Source organism: Bradyrhizobium sp. 155 (genome assembly GCF_023101105.1).
Classification (GTDB): Bacteria; Pseudomonadota; Alphaproteobacteria; order Rhizobiales; family Xanthobacteraceae; genus Bradyrhizobium; species Bradyrhizobium canariense_D.
In genome coordinates this window covers 760,293-777,680 of the sequence record NZ_CP064704.1, presented here as the reverse complement: position 1 = coordinate 777,680, position 17,388 = coordinate 760,293, and the positions used below count along the sequence as shown (strand labels likewise).

19 protein-coding genes are annotated in these 17,388 nt (G+C 64.7%); 5 read left to right on the top strand and 14 right to left on the bottom strand.

The genetic code is table 11. From position 1 onward, the window contains the following. Nucleotides 1–33: 33 nt before the first annotated feature. Nucleotides 34–1,197, bottom strand: a complete 1,164-nt coding sequence (locus tag IVA93_RS03765) for a DUF4175 family protein (RefSeq protein WP_085350740.1) — start codon at nt 1,195–1,197, stop codon at nt 34–36. Then, nucleotides 1,185–3,131, bottom strand: coding sequence for a TIGR02302 family protein (locus IVA93_RS03760; protein WP_018453251.1), 1,947 nt, complete (start codon nt 3,129–3,131; stop codon nt 1,185–1,187). Before IVA93_RS03760 ends, IVA93_RS03765 begins: the two co-directional genes overlap by 13 nt. Nucleotides 3,132–3,297: 166 nt before the next feature. Between IVA93_RS03760 and IVA93_RS03755 the strand changes: the two genes are divergently transcribed. Both IVA93_RS03755 and IVA93_RS03750 read left to right on the top strand, forming a co-directional pair. Next, complete coding sequence (locus IVA93_RS03755) at nt 3,298–3,681, top strand: carboxymuconolactone decarboxylase family protein (RefSeq protein WP_007597318.1); 384 nt, start codon at nt 3,298–3,300, stop codon at nt 3,679–3,681. Nucleotides 3,682–3,898: 217 nt separating this feature from the next. Further along, entirely contained in the window at nt 3,899–4,795 is an 897-nt protein-coding gene (locus IVA93_RS03750) for an NAD(P)-dependent oxidoreductase (protein WP_018453250.1), read from the top strand. Between the two features lie 400 nt (nt 4,796–5,195). Here IVA93_RS03750 and IVA93_RS03745 read toward each other — a convergent pair whose 3' ends face one another. Further along, complete coding sequence (locus IVA93_RS03745; RefSeq protein ID WP_018453248.1) at nt 5,196–5,522, bottom strand: DUF1330 domain-containing protein; 327 nt, start codon at nt 5,520–5,522, stop codon at nt 5,196–5,198. A 131-nt stretch (nt 5,523–5,653) separates the two neighbouring features. After that, nucleotides 5,654–6,352 (bottom strand): winged helix-turn-helix transcriptional regulator, encoded by a 699-nt coding sequence (locus IVA93_RS03740; protein WP_018453247.1) that lies wholly within the window; start codon nt 6,350–6,352, stop codon nt 5,654–5,656. A 182-nt stretch (nt 6,353–6,534) separates the two neighbouring features. Here IVA93_RS03740 and IVA93_RS03735 point away from each other — a divergent pair, with 182 nt between their 5' ends. Continuing rightward, entirely contained in the window at nt 6,535–7,053 is a 519-nt protein-coding gene (locus tag IVA93_RS03735) for an SRPBCC family protein (protein ID WP_026232494.1), read from the top strand. 56 nt (nt 7,054–7,109) lie between these two features. Here IVA93_RS03735 and lysA read toward each other — a convergent pair whose 3' ends face one another. From lysA to argH, 3 genes are all read right to left on the bottom strand, one after another. Then, nucleotides 7,110–8,375: a diaminopimelate decarboxylase gene (lysA, locus tag IVA93_RS03730; protein ID WP_018453245.1), complete on the bottom strand. Its 1,266-nt coding sequence runs from the start codon at nt 8,373–8,375 to the stop codon at nt 7,110–7,112. Nucleotides 8,376–8,398: 23 nt separating this feature from the next. Next, the gene (gene lptM, locus IVA93_RS03725) at nt 8,399–8,689 is read right to left on the bottom strand and encodes an LPS translocon maturation chaperone LptM (RefSeq protein ID WP_007615309.1); all 291 of its coding nucleotides are present in this window, start codon (nt 8,687–8,689) and stop codon (nt 8,399–8,401) included. A 94-nt stretch (nt 8,690–8,783) separates the two neighbouring features. Next, nucleotides 8,784–10,181, bottom strand: coding sequence for an argininosuccinate lyase (gene argH / locus IVA93_RS03720; RefSeq protein WP_018453243.1), 1,398 nt, complete (start codon nt 10,179–10,181; stop codon nt 8,784–8,786). A gap of 106 nt (nt 10,182–10,287) precedes the next feature. On the opposite strand from argH, the gene tlpA reads away from it, so the two are divergent. Beyond that, nucleotides 10,288–10,977 carry a thiol:disulfide interchange protein TlpA gene (tlpA, locus tag IVA93_RS03715; RefSeq protein ID WP_026232493.1) on the top strand — a complete coding sequence of 230 codons (690 nt, stop codon included), beginning with the start codon at nt 10,288–10,290 and terminating at the stop codon, nt 10,975–10,977. Nucleotides 10,978–10,988: 11 nt separating this feature from the next. Here tlpA and IVA93_RS03710 read toward each other — a convergent pair whose 3' ends face one another. The 6 genes from IVA93_RS03710 to IVA93_RS03685 all read right to left on the bottom strand — a co-directional run bounded on the left by IVA93_RS03710 (nt 10,989) and on the right by IVA93_RS03685 (nt 14,992). After that, on the bottom strand, nt 10,989–11,183 hold the full coding sequence (locus IVA93_RS03710; protein ID WP_007615312.1) for a hypothetical protein: 195 nt from the start codon (nt 11,181–11,183) through the stop codon (nt 10,989–10,991). Nucleotides 11,184–11,331: 148 nt separating this feature from the next. Continuing rightward, on the bottom strand, nt 11,332–12,213 hold the full coding sequence (locus IVA93_RS03705; protein WP_018453241.1) for a 3-hydroxybutyryl-CoA dehydrogenase: 882 nt from the start codon (nt 12,211–12,213) through the stop codon (nt 11,332–11,334). Between the two features lie 192 nt (nt 12,214–12,405). Continuing rightward, nucleotides 12,406–13,350 carry an electron transfer flavoprotein subunit alpha/FixB family protein gene (locus tag IVA93_RS03700; protein WP_018453240.1) on the bottom strand — a complete coding sequence of 315 codons (945 nt, stop codon included), beginning with the start codon at nt 13,348–13,350 and terminating at the stop codon, nt 12,406–12,408. Further along, the gene (locus IVA93_RS03695) at nt 13,350–14,099 is read right to left on the bottom strand and encodes an electron transfer flavoprotein subunit beta/FixA family protein (RefSeq protein WP_018453239.1); all 750 of its coding nucleotides are present in this window, start codon (nt 14,097–14,099) and stop codon (nt 13,350–13,352) included. Before IVA93_RS03695 ends, IVA93_RS03700 begins: the two co-directional genes overlap by 1 nt. Before the next feature lie 124 nt (nt 14,100–14,223). After that, the gene (locus IVA93_RS03690) at nt 14,224–14,796 is read right to left on the bottom strand and encodes a cob(I)yrinic acid a,c-diamide adenosyltransferase (RefSeq protein WP_018453238.1); all 573 of its coding nucleotides are present in this window, start codon (nt 14,794–14,796) and stop codon (nt 14,224–14,226) included. A 1-nt stretch (nt 14,797) separates the two neighbouring features. Then, a complete protein-coding gene (locus IVA93_RS03685; protein WP_018453237.1) occupies nt 14,798–14,992 on the bottom strand; it encodes a twin transmembrane helix small protein in 195 nt (64 codons plus the stop codon). Nucleotides 14,993–15,196: 204 nt separating this feature from the next. Between IVA93_RS03685 and IVA93_RS03680 the strand changes: the two genes are divergently transcribed. After that, nucleotides 15,197–16,090: a YihY/virulence factor BrkB family protein gene (locus IVA93_RS03680; RefSeq protein WP_026232492.1), complete on the top strand. Its 894-nt coding sequence runs from the start codon at nt 15,197–15,199 to the stop codon at nt 16,088–16,090. Here the strand turns inward: IVA93_RS03680 and IVA93_RS03675 are convergent. Continuing rightward, a complete protein-coding gene (locus tag IVA93_RS03675) occupies nt 16,017–17,318 on the bottom strand; it encodes an ATP-binding protein (RefSeq protein WP_026232491.1) in 1,302 nt (433 codons plus the stop codon). The genes IVA93_RS03680 and IVA93_RS03675 overlap by 74 nt on opposite strands. Nucleotides 17,319–17,388 lie beyond the last annotated feature (70 nt).

The window sequence follows — 17,388 nt, the reverse complement described above, 5'->3', positions numbered from 1 at the left end:
ATCGCCCGGTCAAGCCGGGCAATGACAGAGAACTCAAAAATCCTTCAGCAGCCGCTCGATGTAATCGAGCTCGATCTGCGGGCGCGAGCTGTCCCCCAAGCGGCGGCGGAGCTCCTCGAGGATGCGGCGGACGCGCTGGGCGTCGATCTCGCCGGGGATCTTGACCGTGTAGTCGTCGCTCAGATCGCGGCCGTGAAGTGGGCGACCGAGCGGATCGGTCTGATTGCCGCCGCTCTGCTGACGACCGGGCCGGTTGCCGGGGCCATCGCCCTGCCCGTCGCCATCGCCCTGCTGCATCGCCTCGGCCATCTTCTGCGCGCCCTTGCGCAAGGCCTCGAGAGCTTTCCCCTGCGAGTCCACGGCACCATCCGAATTGCCTTCGCCGAGCTGCGAGCCGGCATCGCCCATGGCCCCGTCGGCGGCGTCCAGACTGCCGTCGTCATCGCCCTGGTCACCGTCCTGATCGCCATCCTGGCCCGGCTGTCCCTGCTCGCCCTGCTGACCCTTTTGCCCCTTCTGGCCCTGGCTCTTCTGGCCCTTTTGCCCCTTCTGCGTGAGGCCGCGCTTGGCGAGCTCGTCCTGCAGCTTCTTCAGGCGGTCGCGCAGCGACTGCTGATCCTGCTGGAGATCCGACATCGACTGGTCGCCCTGCTGCTTGCCGCGCGAGCGCTCACGCCGGGAATCCTGCCCCTGCTTGAAAGTCTTGTCGCGCAATTGCTGCTGCTTGCGGATCATGTCGCTGAGCTCGTTGAGCGCCTGCTCCATGTCGCTGTCGCCGGATTGCCCGGGCTGCGCCATCTGGAGGTTTTCCATGATCTGCGCGAGCTGCTCGAGCAGGCGCTGGGCCGCCTCGCGATTGCCTTCCTTCGCGGCCTTCTCGATCTGCTTCAACAGCTCGTCGAGATCGCGCTGCGTGATGACGGAACGATCGCGATTGGAGGATTGGCTCTTTTCCGTCGCGCGCTTGTAGTCCTCGAGCTTCTGAATCGCATCGGATTGATTGTTCAGGCTCCGTCCGGACTCCTTTTGCCTGAGGCTGTCGCCGGACTCCTGCATCGCCTTTTCCGCGCTATCGAGCAGCGCATCGGGATCCTGGTCCTGCTGGGCCGAGACGGCAGCGGGGAAGCCTCCCAGGAGGAGGGCAAGACAGGCGATCGAGATCGCCTTCACGACTGGCACGCGCGCTAGCTTCCGCATTTCCGGTCCCGCGTAAACTGATTGGCGCCGTCCTCGCCCCCCTTCGCCCGGCTGTTCGCCGACTTCCGATAGGCCTGCAGCTGCTGGCGCAAGACGTCCTGCTGCTGCGCCAGCTCTTCGAGCTGCTCGGGCTTGGCATGCTGGGTCTTCTGTCGCAGCTCGACCGCCTTGTCGAGGATGAGCTGAACCTCTGCCGGGAAAGGCTGCCGGGGTCCAAGCGGATTCTGCTCGGCGCGCCGGGCGAGATCGCGCACCTTGCCGGCCATCGCCTCGCGAAGCTTTTGCGTCAGCGCTTTGATCTCGTCCTCGCTGGCGCCGCGTTCCAGCGCCCGCTTGAGCGCGTCCTGAGCCGAGCGCAGCGCGGCGTTGACGCTGCCGGCGACACCGTCGTCCTCGATGGTGACCGCGAACGCCCACATGCTTCCCACTACATCGCGCAGCGCGTCGTCGGTGCGGGCGGCTTCCAGCTGCAGCGCCAGACTGCGCAGGCCGAGATAGCAGCCCGCATCCGGCGTGAACAATTCGGGTGCGATCATCAGCGCGTCGAGGGCGGCGTAGACATCCGAATTCTTGTTGGCGTCGAGCGCCAGGATGCGGCGCTGCTCGACCAGCGCGCGCGCGAGCAAGTTGGTGAACAGCCGCTCGGGCAGGCGCATGTTGAAGGGCTCGCTCTTGGCCTCGTTGCCGGCCTCGTCCTTGGCGGTGAGGGTCAGCGTGACATCGGCACCGGCATAGGGATCCTCGCTGAGGTCCTTCACCGTCTGACCGACGCCGTTGCGGGTGCGCGCATTCGGCAGCACGAGCGGGAATTGCGGCGGCTGGAATAGCGGCCGCGCGGCGGCCTTGGTGTCGGCCTCCTTGCTGCCATCCTTGACACCATCTTTGGTATCGGCGGCACGCAGGCCGATTTGCGCATCGGCGCCGGTGACGCCGTAATCGTCCTCGATCTTGTAGGTGAGCTGGAGTCCGCCACGGGCCTGGCGCTCGGGATCCTTGGCCAGCGCGATCGTCGGCGCGCGGTCCGGCGTTGCCGCAAACGCCCATTGCGGCTGGCCGGAGGGCGCGCGGACATGCGCGGTGCCGTCGCCGCTGATGGCAAAATGCTTCTCGTTGGTGCCCTTGGGCGCGGCTTCGGTGGGCGCTACTTCCTTGAGGCCGCCGGAGACGACAACATCAAGGCTGCCGCCGGAGGAGCGAACGATCAGGGTCGAGCCGGCGGGAACGGCAAGCGGACCGCTGGCCGGCAGCGCGGCGGCCTCCTTGTTCGCGGCCGACAGAATGACCGGCGGCTTGCCGGTGTAGAGCGGCGGCGTGACCCAGGCATCGACGCGAACATTCGTCGGGGCCAGCACGCCGTTCCAGTGGAAGGCGGCCCCGAGCCGCATCGCACGCTCGTCGCCGGCAGCGAAGAAGGTCGCAACCAGCATCACCATGACCAGCGCGCGCAGCGCCCAGGGATCATGCAGAGCGAGCCGGGGCTTCGGCAGACCGGCGCGGATGCGCTTGATCGAAGCCAGCGTGCGCTCACGCTGCGCCCGCCACAAGGCCTGCGCAACCGGGTCCTGCGAGCTCAGCGTGTCCGTCAGCGTGGTGGCCGGCCGGTGACGGATGCCGGAGCCGCGGTCGAGTCGGGCCAGCGCCTCCTCGCGGCTCGGCCAGCGGAAGCGACTCAACGGGAACAGGGTGACAATCGCGACGCCGGCGAAAACGACGAGACCGATGGCGCGGGCAATGGACGGCAGCGCCAGCCAGAGGCCGGCCCAGGACACCACCAGGAACAGACCGACGACGGTGAGAAGCCGCGCCAAATTTGGCCAGGCACGCTCCCACGCGATGGCATAAGTGGCCCGCTGCAGGGCTTGCGCCAGCTTCAGCCGCGACAGAGCGTCGCCATCGCGGATCGGGTCTGACGGGTCGGGGGTGACGCCGTTCAATCAACTCTCCAGGTTGCCCGGTAGAGAAGCGTACCACAACGGCAGCACTGAGGCATCCGTTCCTGTACGGGAGACACCCCTTTTCCCGCATAACACGAGGACGTGACTGGCCCGCCGCAACCCCGTAATTTCCGCGCCGACAGCCAAGGAAAACAAAGGAAACACCATGGACAAGAAGATGCACGACAAGGGCCTGGAAGTCCGCAAAGCAGTGTTGGGCGAGGCCTATGTCAACAACGCCCTGAAGACCGTCGACGACTTCAACCGTCCGTTCCAGGAGATGCTCAACGAATATTGCTGGGGCACGGTGTGGGGCCGCGAGGAGCTGCCGCGCAAGACCCGCAGCATGCTCAACATCGCGATGATCGCGATCCTCAATCGTCAGCACGAATTCCGCGCGCATCTGAAGGGTGCACTCACCAACGGCGTCAGCCGCGACGAGATCCGCGAGATCCTGATGCAGGTCGCAATCTATGGCGGCATGCCGGCCGCGGTTGACAGTTTTCGAATCGCGCGCGAGGTGTTCGCGGAGATCGACGGCAAGGCGTGAGGGGTGCCGGCGTGAAGGACGGGGACGCGACGTCCCCATGTCGTCCTGGCGAAAGCCGGACCCATAGCCACTGGCAGGTGTGGTTACGGGCACTCGGAGTTGCCACTTCGCGCCAAAACGTCTCCCTGGGGTAATGGGTCCTGGCTTTCGCCAGGAAGACACCGAGGATGGATACGGGCCGATCAACAACAACGAATAATCACCACAAGGAAACACCATGGACATCGGATTCATCGGCCTCGGAAATATGGGTTTCCCGATGGCACGGCGGCTGATCGAGGCCGGCCACCGGCTCGTCGTATTCGACACGCGCCAGGAGGTCGTCGACAAGCTGGTGGCGCGCGGCGCCACTGCGGCGACGTCGCCGAAGGACGTCGCCGACCAGGTCGAGACCGTCATGGCGAGCCTGCCTTCGCTGCAGGCTTCGCTCGCGGTTGCGACGGGGCCGAACGGCGTGATCGAGGGAAGCCGCGTCAAACGCTTCGTCGATCTCTCCACCGTCGGCTCAGCGATGGCGGTGAAGATTCACGGCCTGCTCGCCAAGCATGACATCGTGCAGATCGATTGCCCAGTTTCCGGCGGCGTCGGCGGCGCCGAGAAAGGCACTCTCGCGGTAATGGTCTCGGGGCCGAAGACCGAGTTCGAGCTGCTCAAGCCCGCGCTCGACGTCATCGGGAAAGTGTTCTTCATTGGCGAGAAGCCCGGCGCGGCGCAGACCATGAAGCTCGCCAACAACTTCTTGTCGGCCACCGCGATCGTGGCGACCTCGGAAGCGGTGGTGATGGGCGTCAAGGCGGGGCTCGATCCCGCCGTGATGATCGACGTCATCAATGCCGGCTCCGGCATGAACACCGCGAGCCGCGACAAGTTTCCGCGCTCGGTGCTGCCGCGCAGCTTCGACTTCGGCTTCGCCACGGGATTGATGGTGAAGGACGTGCGGCTGGCGCTGGAGGAGATGAAGCAGCTCGGCCTGTCGATGGAGGTCGCGGAGGCGGTCTGCCGGTTGTGGGAGACGGTCATCAGCACGGAAGGCGCCGAGTCCGATTTCACCGCGGCGATCAAGCCGATCGAGAAGAGGGCGGGCGTTGTGGTGGGCGGCAGGCCACCCGGCTAGCGCCAACACGACAGCGCAGCGCCGACGACCGGCGCTGCGCTGTCCTCCTTGGATCGATCTGCTACGAGCGGCGTCTGCCAAGTTCCGGAAGGTCGATCGGCTGCTCCAGTTGCAGGGAGGCCGAGCCCCCGCTGCATTTGATATACTTCTCGTCGCACCTGCGCATGCACCGTCTCTCGCTCGAGCATTTCGCAGAGGTATTGTTGCAGCTGACCCACGTAATGTCGCACCGTGTGACCCGGGCCGACGCGACGCCGGAGAGTCCGAGCACGAAGGCCACGCTGCAAGCTACTAAAAGCATGCGAAGCAGGCCGGCGCCGGCGAGTGAATCGTTCATTCGATCTCCTGTGTTGGCCGGGCACGTCTGCGCCTGCGGCCGGGTTTTTGACGAAGACGCAGTTCAAGCCTTGGCGAGATAGGGGATCGTGCCGGCCAAGTCCGTATCGTCGATCAACTGGAAGCGGCTCTCGCTGCCGCCCCTGCGCGCTGCCGCGAATCGGCCGTAGGCGGGATCAGTAACGAAGGACTCCGCCGCTTTCGCCGTGGGAAAAGACATGATCGCGATCAGCGATGTGTCGAGAGGGGCACCTTCAAGAGTTTTCACATTGCCGCTGCGGGAAAGATACTTGCCGCCATGCTTGTGCACCAGCTCGTGGACGGACGCGGCGTAGTCCGGCACCCACTTTCCGTCAGTCACTTTGATGTCCGCGATCAGATACGCTGTCATGTCGTGTCTCCTGGCTCGAGTTCAGCTCCGCGTTGAAGGGCGGGCATCACTTGGTGCCAGAACACGGCGCGGACTTGCCAGTACGGGAACTGTAGCGGGGCGATACAAATACTGAATTGCGCCGCCCTGGATCAGCTCGCCAGCTTGCGTTCCTTGGCGAACGGGCTAAGGCCGAGCCAACTTTGCATGGCCGCGGCAAGCTGCCGATCGCCGGTGAGCAGCATCCGCCGGCTTGCGGCGGCCGCCCGCACGGAATCGAGTCCCATCCAGATCGCCGTCATGGTGCGCAGATCAACCGACACGTAAAGGTCAACGTCGAAACCGGGATCAATCGAGCAGAGGTCGACACTGTCGTCGGGATCGACGATCAGCCACCACAATCGCTGCGTCGAAGGTAATTCCGGATACGCGAACTGCAGCACGCTGCGGCGGGTCGGCATCGGCGTCGTGTTCAAATTCCGCCGCATGTCCCACATCAACAGCTGGACATCGAGATGCTGAAGCGACAGATCCGACTCGATGCGGCGCTGGCCCCAGATGCCGAACGCCTCGACGATGGGGCCGAGTTCGCGTCCGGAAGCGGTCAGCTGATACTCGATCACGCCGCGCTCGGAAGCCGACGGCTGGCGGATGATGATGCCTGCAGCTTCGAGTTCCTTGAGGCGCTGGGAAAGCAGCGCAGGCGACATGCGGGGAACGCCGCGGCGCAACTCGTTGAACCGGGTCGAGCCGGCGACGAGTTCACGTAGCAGCACGACGGTCCAGCGCGTGCACAATATCTCGGCCGCCATCGCGACCGGACAGAACTGCCTGTAGCTGCCGATGGTCATGCGGGCCTCCGTGACAAGCGAAGGCGCAACCTTAGGGCCGCGGCGCGCGGCTTCCTAGTTCAGTTTCTGTATCAGCAGCGATTCATTCTCTGAACTGGCCGCGGACCGTGGTGAGCGTCTATTCGACCGGCATTGGCAAGCCGGCCGCCGCAATCGCGGCCCGCCGGACACAGGAGATTACCATGAAGAAATACGATTCAACGGCTTCCAGATTGCTCGTTTCGGTTCGCAGCGCCGCGATTTGCACCCTCGGCCTGGGCGTCGGCGTCATGCCGGCGTCCGCAGCCAATCTGACGAGGAGCATCGAGGTCAGCAGTGCTGCGGCCGAGGTGTGGTCCGTCATCGGGCCGTTCTGCGCGATCAAGGATTGGCTGCCGCCGGTGGGGCAGTGCATTGCGGACGGCAAGTCGCCGCCAACCCGGACGCTCGTCACCAGGGACGGCAAGGCCTCGTTCGTGGAGACGCAGACTGCGCGGAACGACAAAGACTACAGCTATTCCTACGCGTTCCTGTCGAGCCCACTGCCGGTGAGCCAGTACAAGTCGACCATCAAGGTCACGGCAAAGGGTGAAGGCGCATCGGTGGTGACATGGACCGGCATCTACACGCCCGACCCGGGGCGGGAGAAGGAAGCGGTCGATGCCCTCGGCGGCGTCTATGATTCCGGCCTCGCCGCAATCAGGGACCGGTTCAAGAAGTAGGGTCAATGCAGCGATGGGCGCAGCGCTAGCTGCGCTCATCGTGGACAATCACAGCCTCATAGCCACGGCGCCGGCGTATCCATCGCGATCAATTGCTCGACCTCGATGCGCGGACGCACGACCGCGTACTGGTCGCCCTTCACCAGCACTTCGGGCACCAGCGGCCGCGTATTGTAGGTGCCGGCCTGCACTGCGCCGTAGGCGCCGGCGGTCATGATGGCGATGAGGTCGCCGGGCTTTGGCGTCGGTAGCGTGCGATCGAGTGCGAGATAGTCGCCGGTCTCGCAGACCGGGCCGACGACGTCGGCCATGATGGTCGCGGCCCCCGTCGCAGGCTGCGTCACCGGCAGAATGTCGTGATGGGCCTCGTACAGCGTCGGGCGGATCAGATCGTTCATGGCGGCGTCGATGATGACGAAATTCTTGCCGTCACCGTGCTTCACATAGATCACCTTGGCGACCAGGATGCCGGCATTGCCGACGATCATGCGGCCCGGTTCGAACATCAGCGTGCAGCCGAGATTGTGGCTGACGCGCTTGACCATCGCGGCATAGGCGTCGGGCGCCGGCGGCGCCTCGCGGTCCATGTAATAGGGAATGCCGAGACCGCCGCCGAAATCGACATGCGAGATGTTGTGGCCGTCGGCACGCAGCGTCTGCACGAATTCGGAGAGGATGCGGAACGCGATCTCCATCTTGGAGAGGTCGGTGATCTGGCTGCCGATATGCACGTCGGTGCCTGTGACCTCGATGCCCGGCAGCTTCGCGGCGCGGGCATAGACCTCGCGGGCATGCGCGATCGGGATGCCGAACTTGTTCTCGGACTTGCCGGTCGAAATCTTCGCATGCGTGCCGGCATCGACGTCAGGATTGACACGGATCGAGATCCGCGCGGTCTTCCCGGTCTCGGTCGCAAGGCGCGACAGCAGCTCGAGCTCGGGCTCGGATTCGACATTGAGGCAGAGGATGTCGGCCGCCAGCGCAGCGCGCAGCTCGGCTTCCGTCTTGCCGACGCCGGAGAACAGGATCTTGCTTGCTGGAATGCCGGCGGCCAGCGCGCGCTTCAATTCGCCGCCGGACACCACGTCCGCGCCGGCGCCGAGCCTGGCCAGCGTGCGCAGCACCGACTGGTTGGAATTTGCCTTCATGGCGTAGCAGACCAGCACCTTCTCGCCCGCGAAGGCGTCGGTGAAAACGCGATAGTGCCGCTCGAGCGTCGCGGTCGAATAGCAATAGAACGGCGTGCCGACGGTTGCAGCCAGCTCGGACAGGTTCACCGCCTCGGCGTGCAGCACGCCGTTGCGATAGTCAAAATGATTCATGGCGTTGGCTCAGTTGCCCCAGCCTATCGGCTGGGTCTTTCGTCCAGGAGCGGGTCGAGGATAAACGGTTTCTTCCTGCCCTTGGTCGCCGCCGGTGCGGCGTCCGCGCCATAGGTGGGGTTGAACACGCTCGGCGTCTTCTGGGCTTCGGTCTCGGTATCGGTCGGCGGCGCGACGTTGGCCGTTGACGCGCTGGAGGCGGTCGGCGGCAGATCCAGCGGGCCCTTGCGGCCACAGCCGGCAAGCGCGAGCGCCGTCAGGCTCAAGACAATGATGGCCCACCCCGAGCCGGCCGGGCGAAACTTTGACGTCACGACGAAATCCCCACTACGCGCGGCGCACCATACAGAGATTGGCGCGCTCTGGCGAGACCCGGATGACCATGAAACATAAGCGAAATTTTGCTCCTCAGCCCAATTTTCGCTCTTTTTCCAGCCGCTTCAGCCAGGCCTTGGCCTGCGATGCCACGTTCTTCGGCGCGGTACCGCCGAAACTGGTCCGGCTCTTCACCGACGATTCGACCGAGAGCACGCCAAGCACGTCTTTCGTGATCTTCGCTTCGATTGCCTGCATCTCCCTCAGCGGCAGCTCGTGCAGCGCCACGCCGCCCTCGGCGGCTTTCGCGACGATGCGGCCGGTGACGTGATGGGCCTCGCGGAACGGCATCTTCAGCGTCCGCACCAGCCAGTCGGCAAGATCGGTCGCGGTGGCGTAGCCCTCGCCTGCAGCAAGCTTCATCTTCGCTTCATCAGGCACGAGATCTCGGACCATGCCGGTCATGGCGCGGATCGCGAGCGACAGCGCGGCGAAGCCTTCCATGGCGCCCTGCTTGTCCTCTTGCATGTCCTTTTGATAGGCGAGCGGCAGGCCCTTCATGACGATCAGCAGCCCATTGAGCGCGCCGATGACGCGGCCGGTCTTGGCGCGCACCAGCTCGGCGGCGTCAGGATTGCGCTTCTGCGGCATGATCGAGGATCCCGTGGTGAACTTGTCGCTGAGGCGGATCATGCCGACCAGCGGCGAGGTCCAGATCACGATCTCCTCGGCAAAGCGCGACATGTGCACGGCGCAGATCGAGGCCGCCGACAGCGTCTCCAGCACGAAGTCGCGATCGGAGACCGCATCGAGCGAGTTCGCCATCGGACGGTCAAAACCGAGCGCCTTCGCCGTGGCGTGACGGTCGATCGGGAACGAGGTACCGGCGAGCGCTGCAGCTCCGAGCGGGGACTCATTCAGCCGCTTGCGCGCGTCCTGGAAACGGCCGCGATCGCGCGCGGCCATCTCGACATAGGCGAGCAGATGGTGGCCGAAGGTCACCGGCTGCGCGGTCTGCAGATGCGTGAAGCCCGGCATGACCGTTCCGGCGTGCTCCAGCGCGCGCTCGACCAGCGCCTGCTGGAACGCGGCGAGCGAGGCGTCGGTCTCATCGAGGACATCGCGGACATAGAGACGGAAATCGGTCGCGACCTGGTCGTTACGCGAGCGCGCGGTGTGCAAGCGGCCGGCGGCAGGGCCGATCAGCTCGGACAGGCGGCTCTCGACATTCATGTGAATGTCCTCGAGCGCGCGCTTGAATTCGAAGGCGCCCTTGCCGATCTCTGACAAAATCGTGTCTAGACCCTTGCCGATATTTTTCGCATCAGAGTCCGTGATGATGCCCTGCGCGGCCAGCATCGCGGCGTGGGCCTTGGACGCGGCAATGTCCTGGGCAAAGAGGTGACGATCGACGTCGATGGAGACGTTGATCTCTTCCATGATCTCGTCGGGACGTTCCGAGAACCGGCCGCCCCACATCTTGTTGCTCATGATCCCCTGCTCACGCCTTGCCTGTGGCCGCCGCACGTTTGCTGACGGCTGCCAGCCGTATTAAGAGGCCTCTGATAGCCATATCTGCGACCGGATGACAAACGATATGCTCGACCCCAACGACAGGCTCGACCAAAGGACAGCACGGTCGGCCACGCGCCGTATCCCCGTGGTCATCGCCACCGTGGTGGTCGGGGGCCTGGCTGGCTTTGCCGCGCTGTACGGGCTGGGCCTGGGCCGGGCCCCCTCCGGCGATCCCGCCTGCCGGGCCGCGGTGAACACCGCACAGAAGATCGCGCCGCTTGCCCATGGCGAGGTGGCGGCGCTGACCATGGCGACCGCACCGCTAAAGCTGCCGGACCTGGCCTTCGAGGACGCCGACGGCAGGCCGAAGAAGCTGTCGGATTTCCGCGGCAAGACGCTGCTGGTGAACCTCTGGGCCACCTGGTGCGTGCCCTGCCGCAAGGAAATGCCGGCGTTGGACGAGCTCCAGGGCAAACTTTCGGGCCCGAATTTCGAGGTGGTGGCGATCAATATCGACACCCGCGACCCCGAGAAGCCCAAGACGTTTCTGAAAGAGGCCAATCTCATCAGGCTCGGCTATTTCAGCGATCAGAAAGCCAAGGTTTTTCAGGATCTTAAGGCGATAGGCCGGGCCTTGGGCATGCCCACCTCGGTGCTGGTCGATCCTCAAGGCTGCGAGATCGCGACGATCGCGGGGCCGGCGGAATGGGCGAGCGAGGATGCGCTCAAGCTGATCCGGGCTGCGACGGGCAAAGCCGCAGCGTCGTTCTAAGCGATGATGTTTTAGGCGGTGACGTTGAGGTTGCTGCCGACGCCAGCGCCGACATTGGCAAGCGAGGGCTGTCCGGCGCCGAGCAGCGTCAGGACGGTGGATTTCTCCGCATCCGCGTTCTGCTTCATCAGCGTCGCCGAGATATTCGACTGCAGCGCGCCTTGCTGAGAGGCCAGCATGCTGCTGACCATCGCCATCATGTCCATTACGCAAACCCTCGTACCGGCGGTAACCTAGAGGCGGGCGGTTAACGGGACATGAATTGTCGCGAGTCGCCGTAAGGTAGGCTTTCTCCGTCTCCCGGCTCTGCTGCGTATCGCTAACGCGCTGCGCAATGTCCCGGCACGAAACCCCTTATCTCGTCGGAATCGGCTTGGCGCCGCGGTAGTCGTAAAAACCGCGCTGGGTCTTGCGACCGAGCCAGCCCGCCTCGACGTATTTCACCAGCAGCGGGCACGGGCGGTACTTGGAGTCGGCGAGGCCCTCATGCAGCACCTGCATGATCGACAGGCAGGTATCGAGGCCGATGAAATCAGCGAGCTCCAGCGGGCCCATCGGATGGTGCGCGCCGAGCTTCATCGCCGCGTCGATCGCCTCGACGTTGCCCACGCCTTCGTACAGCGTGTAAATCGCCTCGTTGATCATCGGCAGCAGGATGCGGTTGACGATGAAGGCCGGGAAATCCTCGGAGACCGCGACCTGTTTGCCGAGCTTGCCTACGAATTCCTTTGACGCCTCGAAGGTCTGGTCGTCGGTGGCGATGCCGCGGATCAACTCCACCAGTTCCATCAACGGCACCGGATTCATAAAGTGAATGCCGATGAAGCGTTCGGGCCGGTCAGTGGCGGCGGCCAGCCGCGTGATCGAGATCGAGGAAGTATCGGAAGCGACGATCGCCTCGGGCTTCAACACAGCGCAGAGATCGTGAAAAATCTTGCGCTTGACCTCTTCCTTCTCGACGGCGGTCTCGATCACGAGATCGCAGTCCGCGAGATCGTCCAGCTTCTCGCCGGCTACGATACGCGCCATCGCCTTGGCTTTGTCGTCCTCGCTGACGGCCTTCTTGGAGACCTGGCGCGTCAAATTGCCGTTGATCGTGGCCATGCCTGACTTGAGGCGGTCGGTCGAAATATCGTTGAGCACCACGTCGAAGCCGGCCAACGCAGCGACATGCGCGATGCCATTGCCCATCTGCCCCGCGCCGATCACGCCGACCTTCTTGATTACTGCCGCCATAATGTCATCCACCGGAACGGCGCGCTATCAACCGCGCCTGCCTATCCCCCTGAGCCGGGAGGTCTGATTTAATCAGAACCCGGCCTCGAAACCTAGATTGGATCGCTTCGAAGGCGTGTCCCGCGCCAAAGAAAACGCCTCAAAAAGCAACACCGGCCGGAGTTTATAGCTCCGGCCGGTGTTTAGCGCGTTTTACTTGCCGAGCTTGCCGAGTTCGGCCGTCAGCTCCGGAACCGCTTGGTAGAGGTCGGCGACCAGGCCGTAATCAGCGACCTGGAAGATCGGCGCGTCCTCGTCCTTGTTGATCGCGACGATCACTTTGGAGTCCTTCATGCCGGCCAGATGCTGGATCGCGCCGGAAATGCCGACCGCGACATAGAGCTCGGGGGCCACGACCTTGCCGGTCTGGCCGACCTGCCAGTCGTTCGGCGCATAGCCCGCATCCACCGCCGCACGCGAAGCGCCGACACCGGCGCCAAGTTTATCGGCGAGCGGCTCGATGTACTTTGCGAAGTTCTCGCGGCTCTGCATGGCGCGGCCACCGGAGACGATGATCTTGGCCGAGGTCAGCTCGGGACGGTCACTCTTCGCGACCTCCTCGCCGACAAAGGACGACAGGCCCGGATCGGCCGCCGCCGCGACGCTCTCGACCGACGCGCTGCCGCCTTCACCCGCTGCGGCGAAGGTGGAGGTGCGCACCGTGATGACCTTCTTGGCGTCCTTCGACTTCACCGTCTGGACGGCGTTGCCGGCGTAGATCGGGCGCTCATAGGTGTCGGGGGCGATCACCTTGGTGATCTCCGAGACCTGCATGACGTCGAGCAGGGCCGCGACGCGCGGCATCACGTTCTTGAAGCGCGAGGTCGCGGGCGCGACGATGGCGTCATAGGACGGCGCCAGCGAGACGATCAGCGCGGCCAGTGGCTCGGCCAGATCGTGCGCGTAAAGCGCGCCGTCGGCGAGCAGCACCTTCTTCACACCGGCGAGCTTTGCGGCGGCGTCCGCCGCGGCCTTGGCGTTCTCGCCGGCCACCAGAACCTCGACGTCCGCGCCGAGCGCGGCCGCCGCGGTCAGGGCCTTGTTGGTCGCATCCTTGAGCGACGCATTGTCGTGTTCGGCAATCAGAAGCGTCGTCATCAGAGCACCCCGGCTTCGTTCTTGAGTTTCGACACCAGCTCGGCGACGTCCTTGACCTTGACGCCCGCCTTGCGGCCCGCCGGCTCGGTCGTCTTGAGAACCTCGAGGCGCGCGGTGAGATCGACGCCATAATCGGCGGCAGTCTTGTCCGCAATCGGCTTCTTTTTGGCCTTCATGATGTTCGGCAGCGAGGCGTAGCGCGGCTCGTTGAGACGGAGATCGGTGGTGACGATCGCCGGTCCCTTCAGCTTCACGGTCTGCAAGCCGCCGTCGACTTCGCGGGTGACCTTGAAGTCGCTGCCTTCGACCTCGAGCTTCGAGGCGAAGGTCGCCTGCGACCAGCCGAGCAGCGCGGCCAGCATCTGGCCGGTCTGATTGCTGTCGTCGTCGATCGCCTGCTTGCCGAGAATGATGAGGCCCGGCTGCTCTTCGTCCGCAATCTTCTTCAGGATCTTGGCGACCGCGAGCGGCTCGACCGCACCCTCGGCCTTCACCAGGATGCCGCGATCGGCGCCCATGGCGAGACCGGTGCGGATCGTTTCCGACGCCTGCGCCGGTCCGATCGAGACCACCACGACTTCGGTCGCCTTGCCGGCTTCCTTCAGGCGCAGCGCTTCTTCGACCGCAATTTCGTCGAACGGGTTCATCGACATTTTGACGTTGGCGAGTTCAACACCCGATCCATCGCTCTTGACGCGGACCTTGACGTTGTAATCGACCACCCGCTTTACCGGCACCAAGACCTTCATCGATCCTCTTTCACTCAATCTGGGAGGGGGTTATCAACTGGCGCGGAACCTAAAGGCCTGATCCGGCCCGGTCAACGCGCGAAGGGGTCTAATTTTGGCGCCCAGAAATGCGCGGCCCAATGGGTCAGCGATTCTGGCCCGGAACCCAGAGCACGTCGCCGGCGCCGTCTTCGTTGACCGCGCGGCTGGCCACGAACAGGAAGTCCGACAGGCGGTTCATATACTGGATGCCAGCGGCACCAACAGGTTCTTCCGGCCGGGCCGCCAGTTCCACCATCACGCGTTCCGCCCTGCGGCAAATCGTACGGGCGACATGGAGGTAGGCGGCGGCTGGCGTGCCGCCCGGCAGCACGAAGGAGGTCAGAGGTGCCAGCTTGTCGTTGAGCGCGTCGATGTCGCGCTCGAGCCGCTCGACCTGGCTTGCCACCACCCGCAGCCGCTCCGCCTTGCCCTCACGTTCGGGCACCGCGAGGTCCGCGCCGAGGTCGAACAGATCGTTCTGGATGCGGCCAAGCATCGCGTCGAGCTCGGGCGCATCCCCGGTGTGAAGCCGGACCACGCCGATCGCAGCATTGGTCTCGTCGACAGTCCCATAGGCCTCGATGCGCAGATCGTATTTCGGCCGGCGCTCGCCCGAGCCGAGCGCTGTCGTGCCGTCGTCACCGGTTTTCGTATAGATGCGGTTGAGCACGACCATGTTAACGCCCCATCGCCCACACGGCGGCCATCGCGATGACGATCGCCACGAACTGAAGCAGCACGCGCCAGCGCATCAGCTTCTGCGAGGTGTTGGGCGAGCCGCCGCGCATCATGTTGATGAGACCGAGCAGCAGCACCAACGCCACGGCGCCGACCGCAATCGGCAGGATGAAAGTACTCAGGAGAGATGCCATTCGAGGGTAAATAACACCCTCCGCGCCGGTCCGCCATGGCGTTCCCGATCTGGCTTTTAAGCCAATAATATCAGAAGCTAGCTGGATGAATCTGGATTTGCGCCAATTGCCTATCCTCTTGACCTATCCCCGCCTGCGGGGAGAGGTCGGAATGCGTTTCCCGCGCGCGGGAAGCGGAAGCAGCAACAGCAGTGCAGGTGGTGCGTGAAGGCAATCCGCACCATCTACCTTGTCGTAATGGACGCGTTCTACACGTTCCTCGCCGATGACGGCTGGGCGATCGCGAGCCACATCGCGCTGTCGACGCTGATGGCGCTATTCCCGTTCCTGATCGTCCTGACATCGCTCGCCGGCTTCTTCGGCTCCAAGGAACTCGCCGATCAGGCTGCGAGCCTCATGCTCCAGGTCTGGCCCAAGCAGGTCGCGGATTCGATCTCGGGGGAAGTCCACGACGTGCTGACCACGACCCGCACCGGCCTATTCACCATCGGCGCGGTGCTGTCGGTCTACTTCGCCTCCAACGGCGTCGAGGCGCTGCGGGTCGCACTGAACCGCGCCTATGCGGTCGTGGAGATGCGGCCCTGGTACTGGCTACGGCTGGAATCGATCGCCTACACGCTGATTGCGGCCTTCACCGCGCTCGCCATGGCATTCCTGATCGTGCTCGGGCCGCTGCTCATCGAGGCCGCGCGTGCGCACATCCCGCTGTTCGTTGAATCCAACGAGAGGATCCTCACCTGGCTGCGCTACGGCATCACCGTTGGCGCGTTGGTGGTGGCGCTGATGATCCTGCATACCTGGCTGCCGGCGGGACGGCGCCGGTTCCTCCAGATCCTGCCCGGCATCGTCTTCACCATCGTGGCGTCGCTGATCTCGGGCATCGTGTTCGGGCAATATCTGGCGCGCTTCGCCAATAATTACGTGACGATGTATGCGGGGCTCGCCTCGGTGATCATCGCGCTGGTGTTCCTGTATTTCATCGCCGCGATCTTCGTTTACGGCGGCGAGCTCAACGCCGCGATCATCAAGTCGCGGCTTCCTCACGGCGTGTCGCTGCAAGCAGCGCAGTCGCTAGCGCCCGCGGAGACACAGGCTTGACCAGAAAGGCGTCGGCGCCGGCCTCGCGTGAGGCGACTTCATCTTCGCCCCGACCTGACACCCCGATGATGGGGATCTGAGCCAGCGGCGTCGCCATGGTGCGGATCCGCCTGATCGCCTCGACGCCATTGATGCCCGGCAGCACCATATCCATCAGCACCGCGTCGAAGGCGCCCTGCGCGAGCCGGTTCACCGCGTCCTCGCCGCGCCCGATGAACTCGGCATGATGACCGAGTTCGGTCAGGATGGTGTTGAGCACAACGCGGCCGAACGGATTGTCCTCGACGCTGAGCAAGCGCAGCGCCGGAACCGCATCCATCTCGGCTTCGCCCTTCGACTTGCGGGACTTGCCCGATCCCGTGGCACACACCGACACCGTCAATGTGAAGGTGGCGCCACCGCCGGGCCGAGGCGCGACCGTGATGTCGCCGCCCATCGCCCGCGCCAGTTGCTTCACCGACGACAGGCCCAGTCCGGCGCCGCCGAAGCGCGAGGCAATGGTGACATTGGCTTGGGTAAACGGCCGGAACAGCCGTTTGATCTCGGCCATGGTGAGGCCGATGCCGCTGTCGGACACCGCGAAGGCGACACCGACGCTGCCTTTGCCCTTTGCTTTGCCTTTGCTCTTGGTCTTGTCCTTGCTCTTGACGGAACGCCAAGGCGCGACCGTGAGCGCCACGCCGCCGTGCTCGGTGAATTTCACGGCATTGTCGATCAGGTTCTCGAGCGCGGCGCGCAGGCGGACGGGATCACCGACCACCAGCCCCGGCAGCTTCTCCGAGATATCGACCTCAGCCTGGAGACCCTTGGCCGCGGCGCGACCGGCCAGCGAATCGCCGGCGTTGCGGGCGAGCGTCCGCAGGTCGAACAAATCCTGCCGCAGCGAGCTTCCACCCCCGACCCCCTTCCCGGTCCCCTTGCCACTTCGGGCGGCATCGACGAACAGGGTGGCAAGGTTCGCCAGATGCTCGGCCCCGGCCTTGATCGTGTCGGCCCAGCGTCTTTCCCGTTCCCCGAGATCCGAAGTCGCGAGCAGGTCGCTGATCGCGAGAATGCCGGTCAGGGGGGTGCGGACCTCATGGGCAAAGGCGGCAAGCGCGGCTTGGACGACGTCCAGCTCGACCCGCTTGGTGCTGCGCTTGCGCAACCGGGCAGTCGGCCCGGAGCGCTTCCGAGCCACTCGCTTGGACGTCCCCGTAGTGCGCGCTGCGCGCGTTTTCGCCGCCATAACTCCCCTTCGAAGTATCCCCTTCGAACCCCGCGCTGTCAGGCGAGCATGGCACGGCGGAACACCCGGA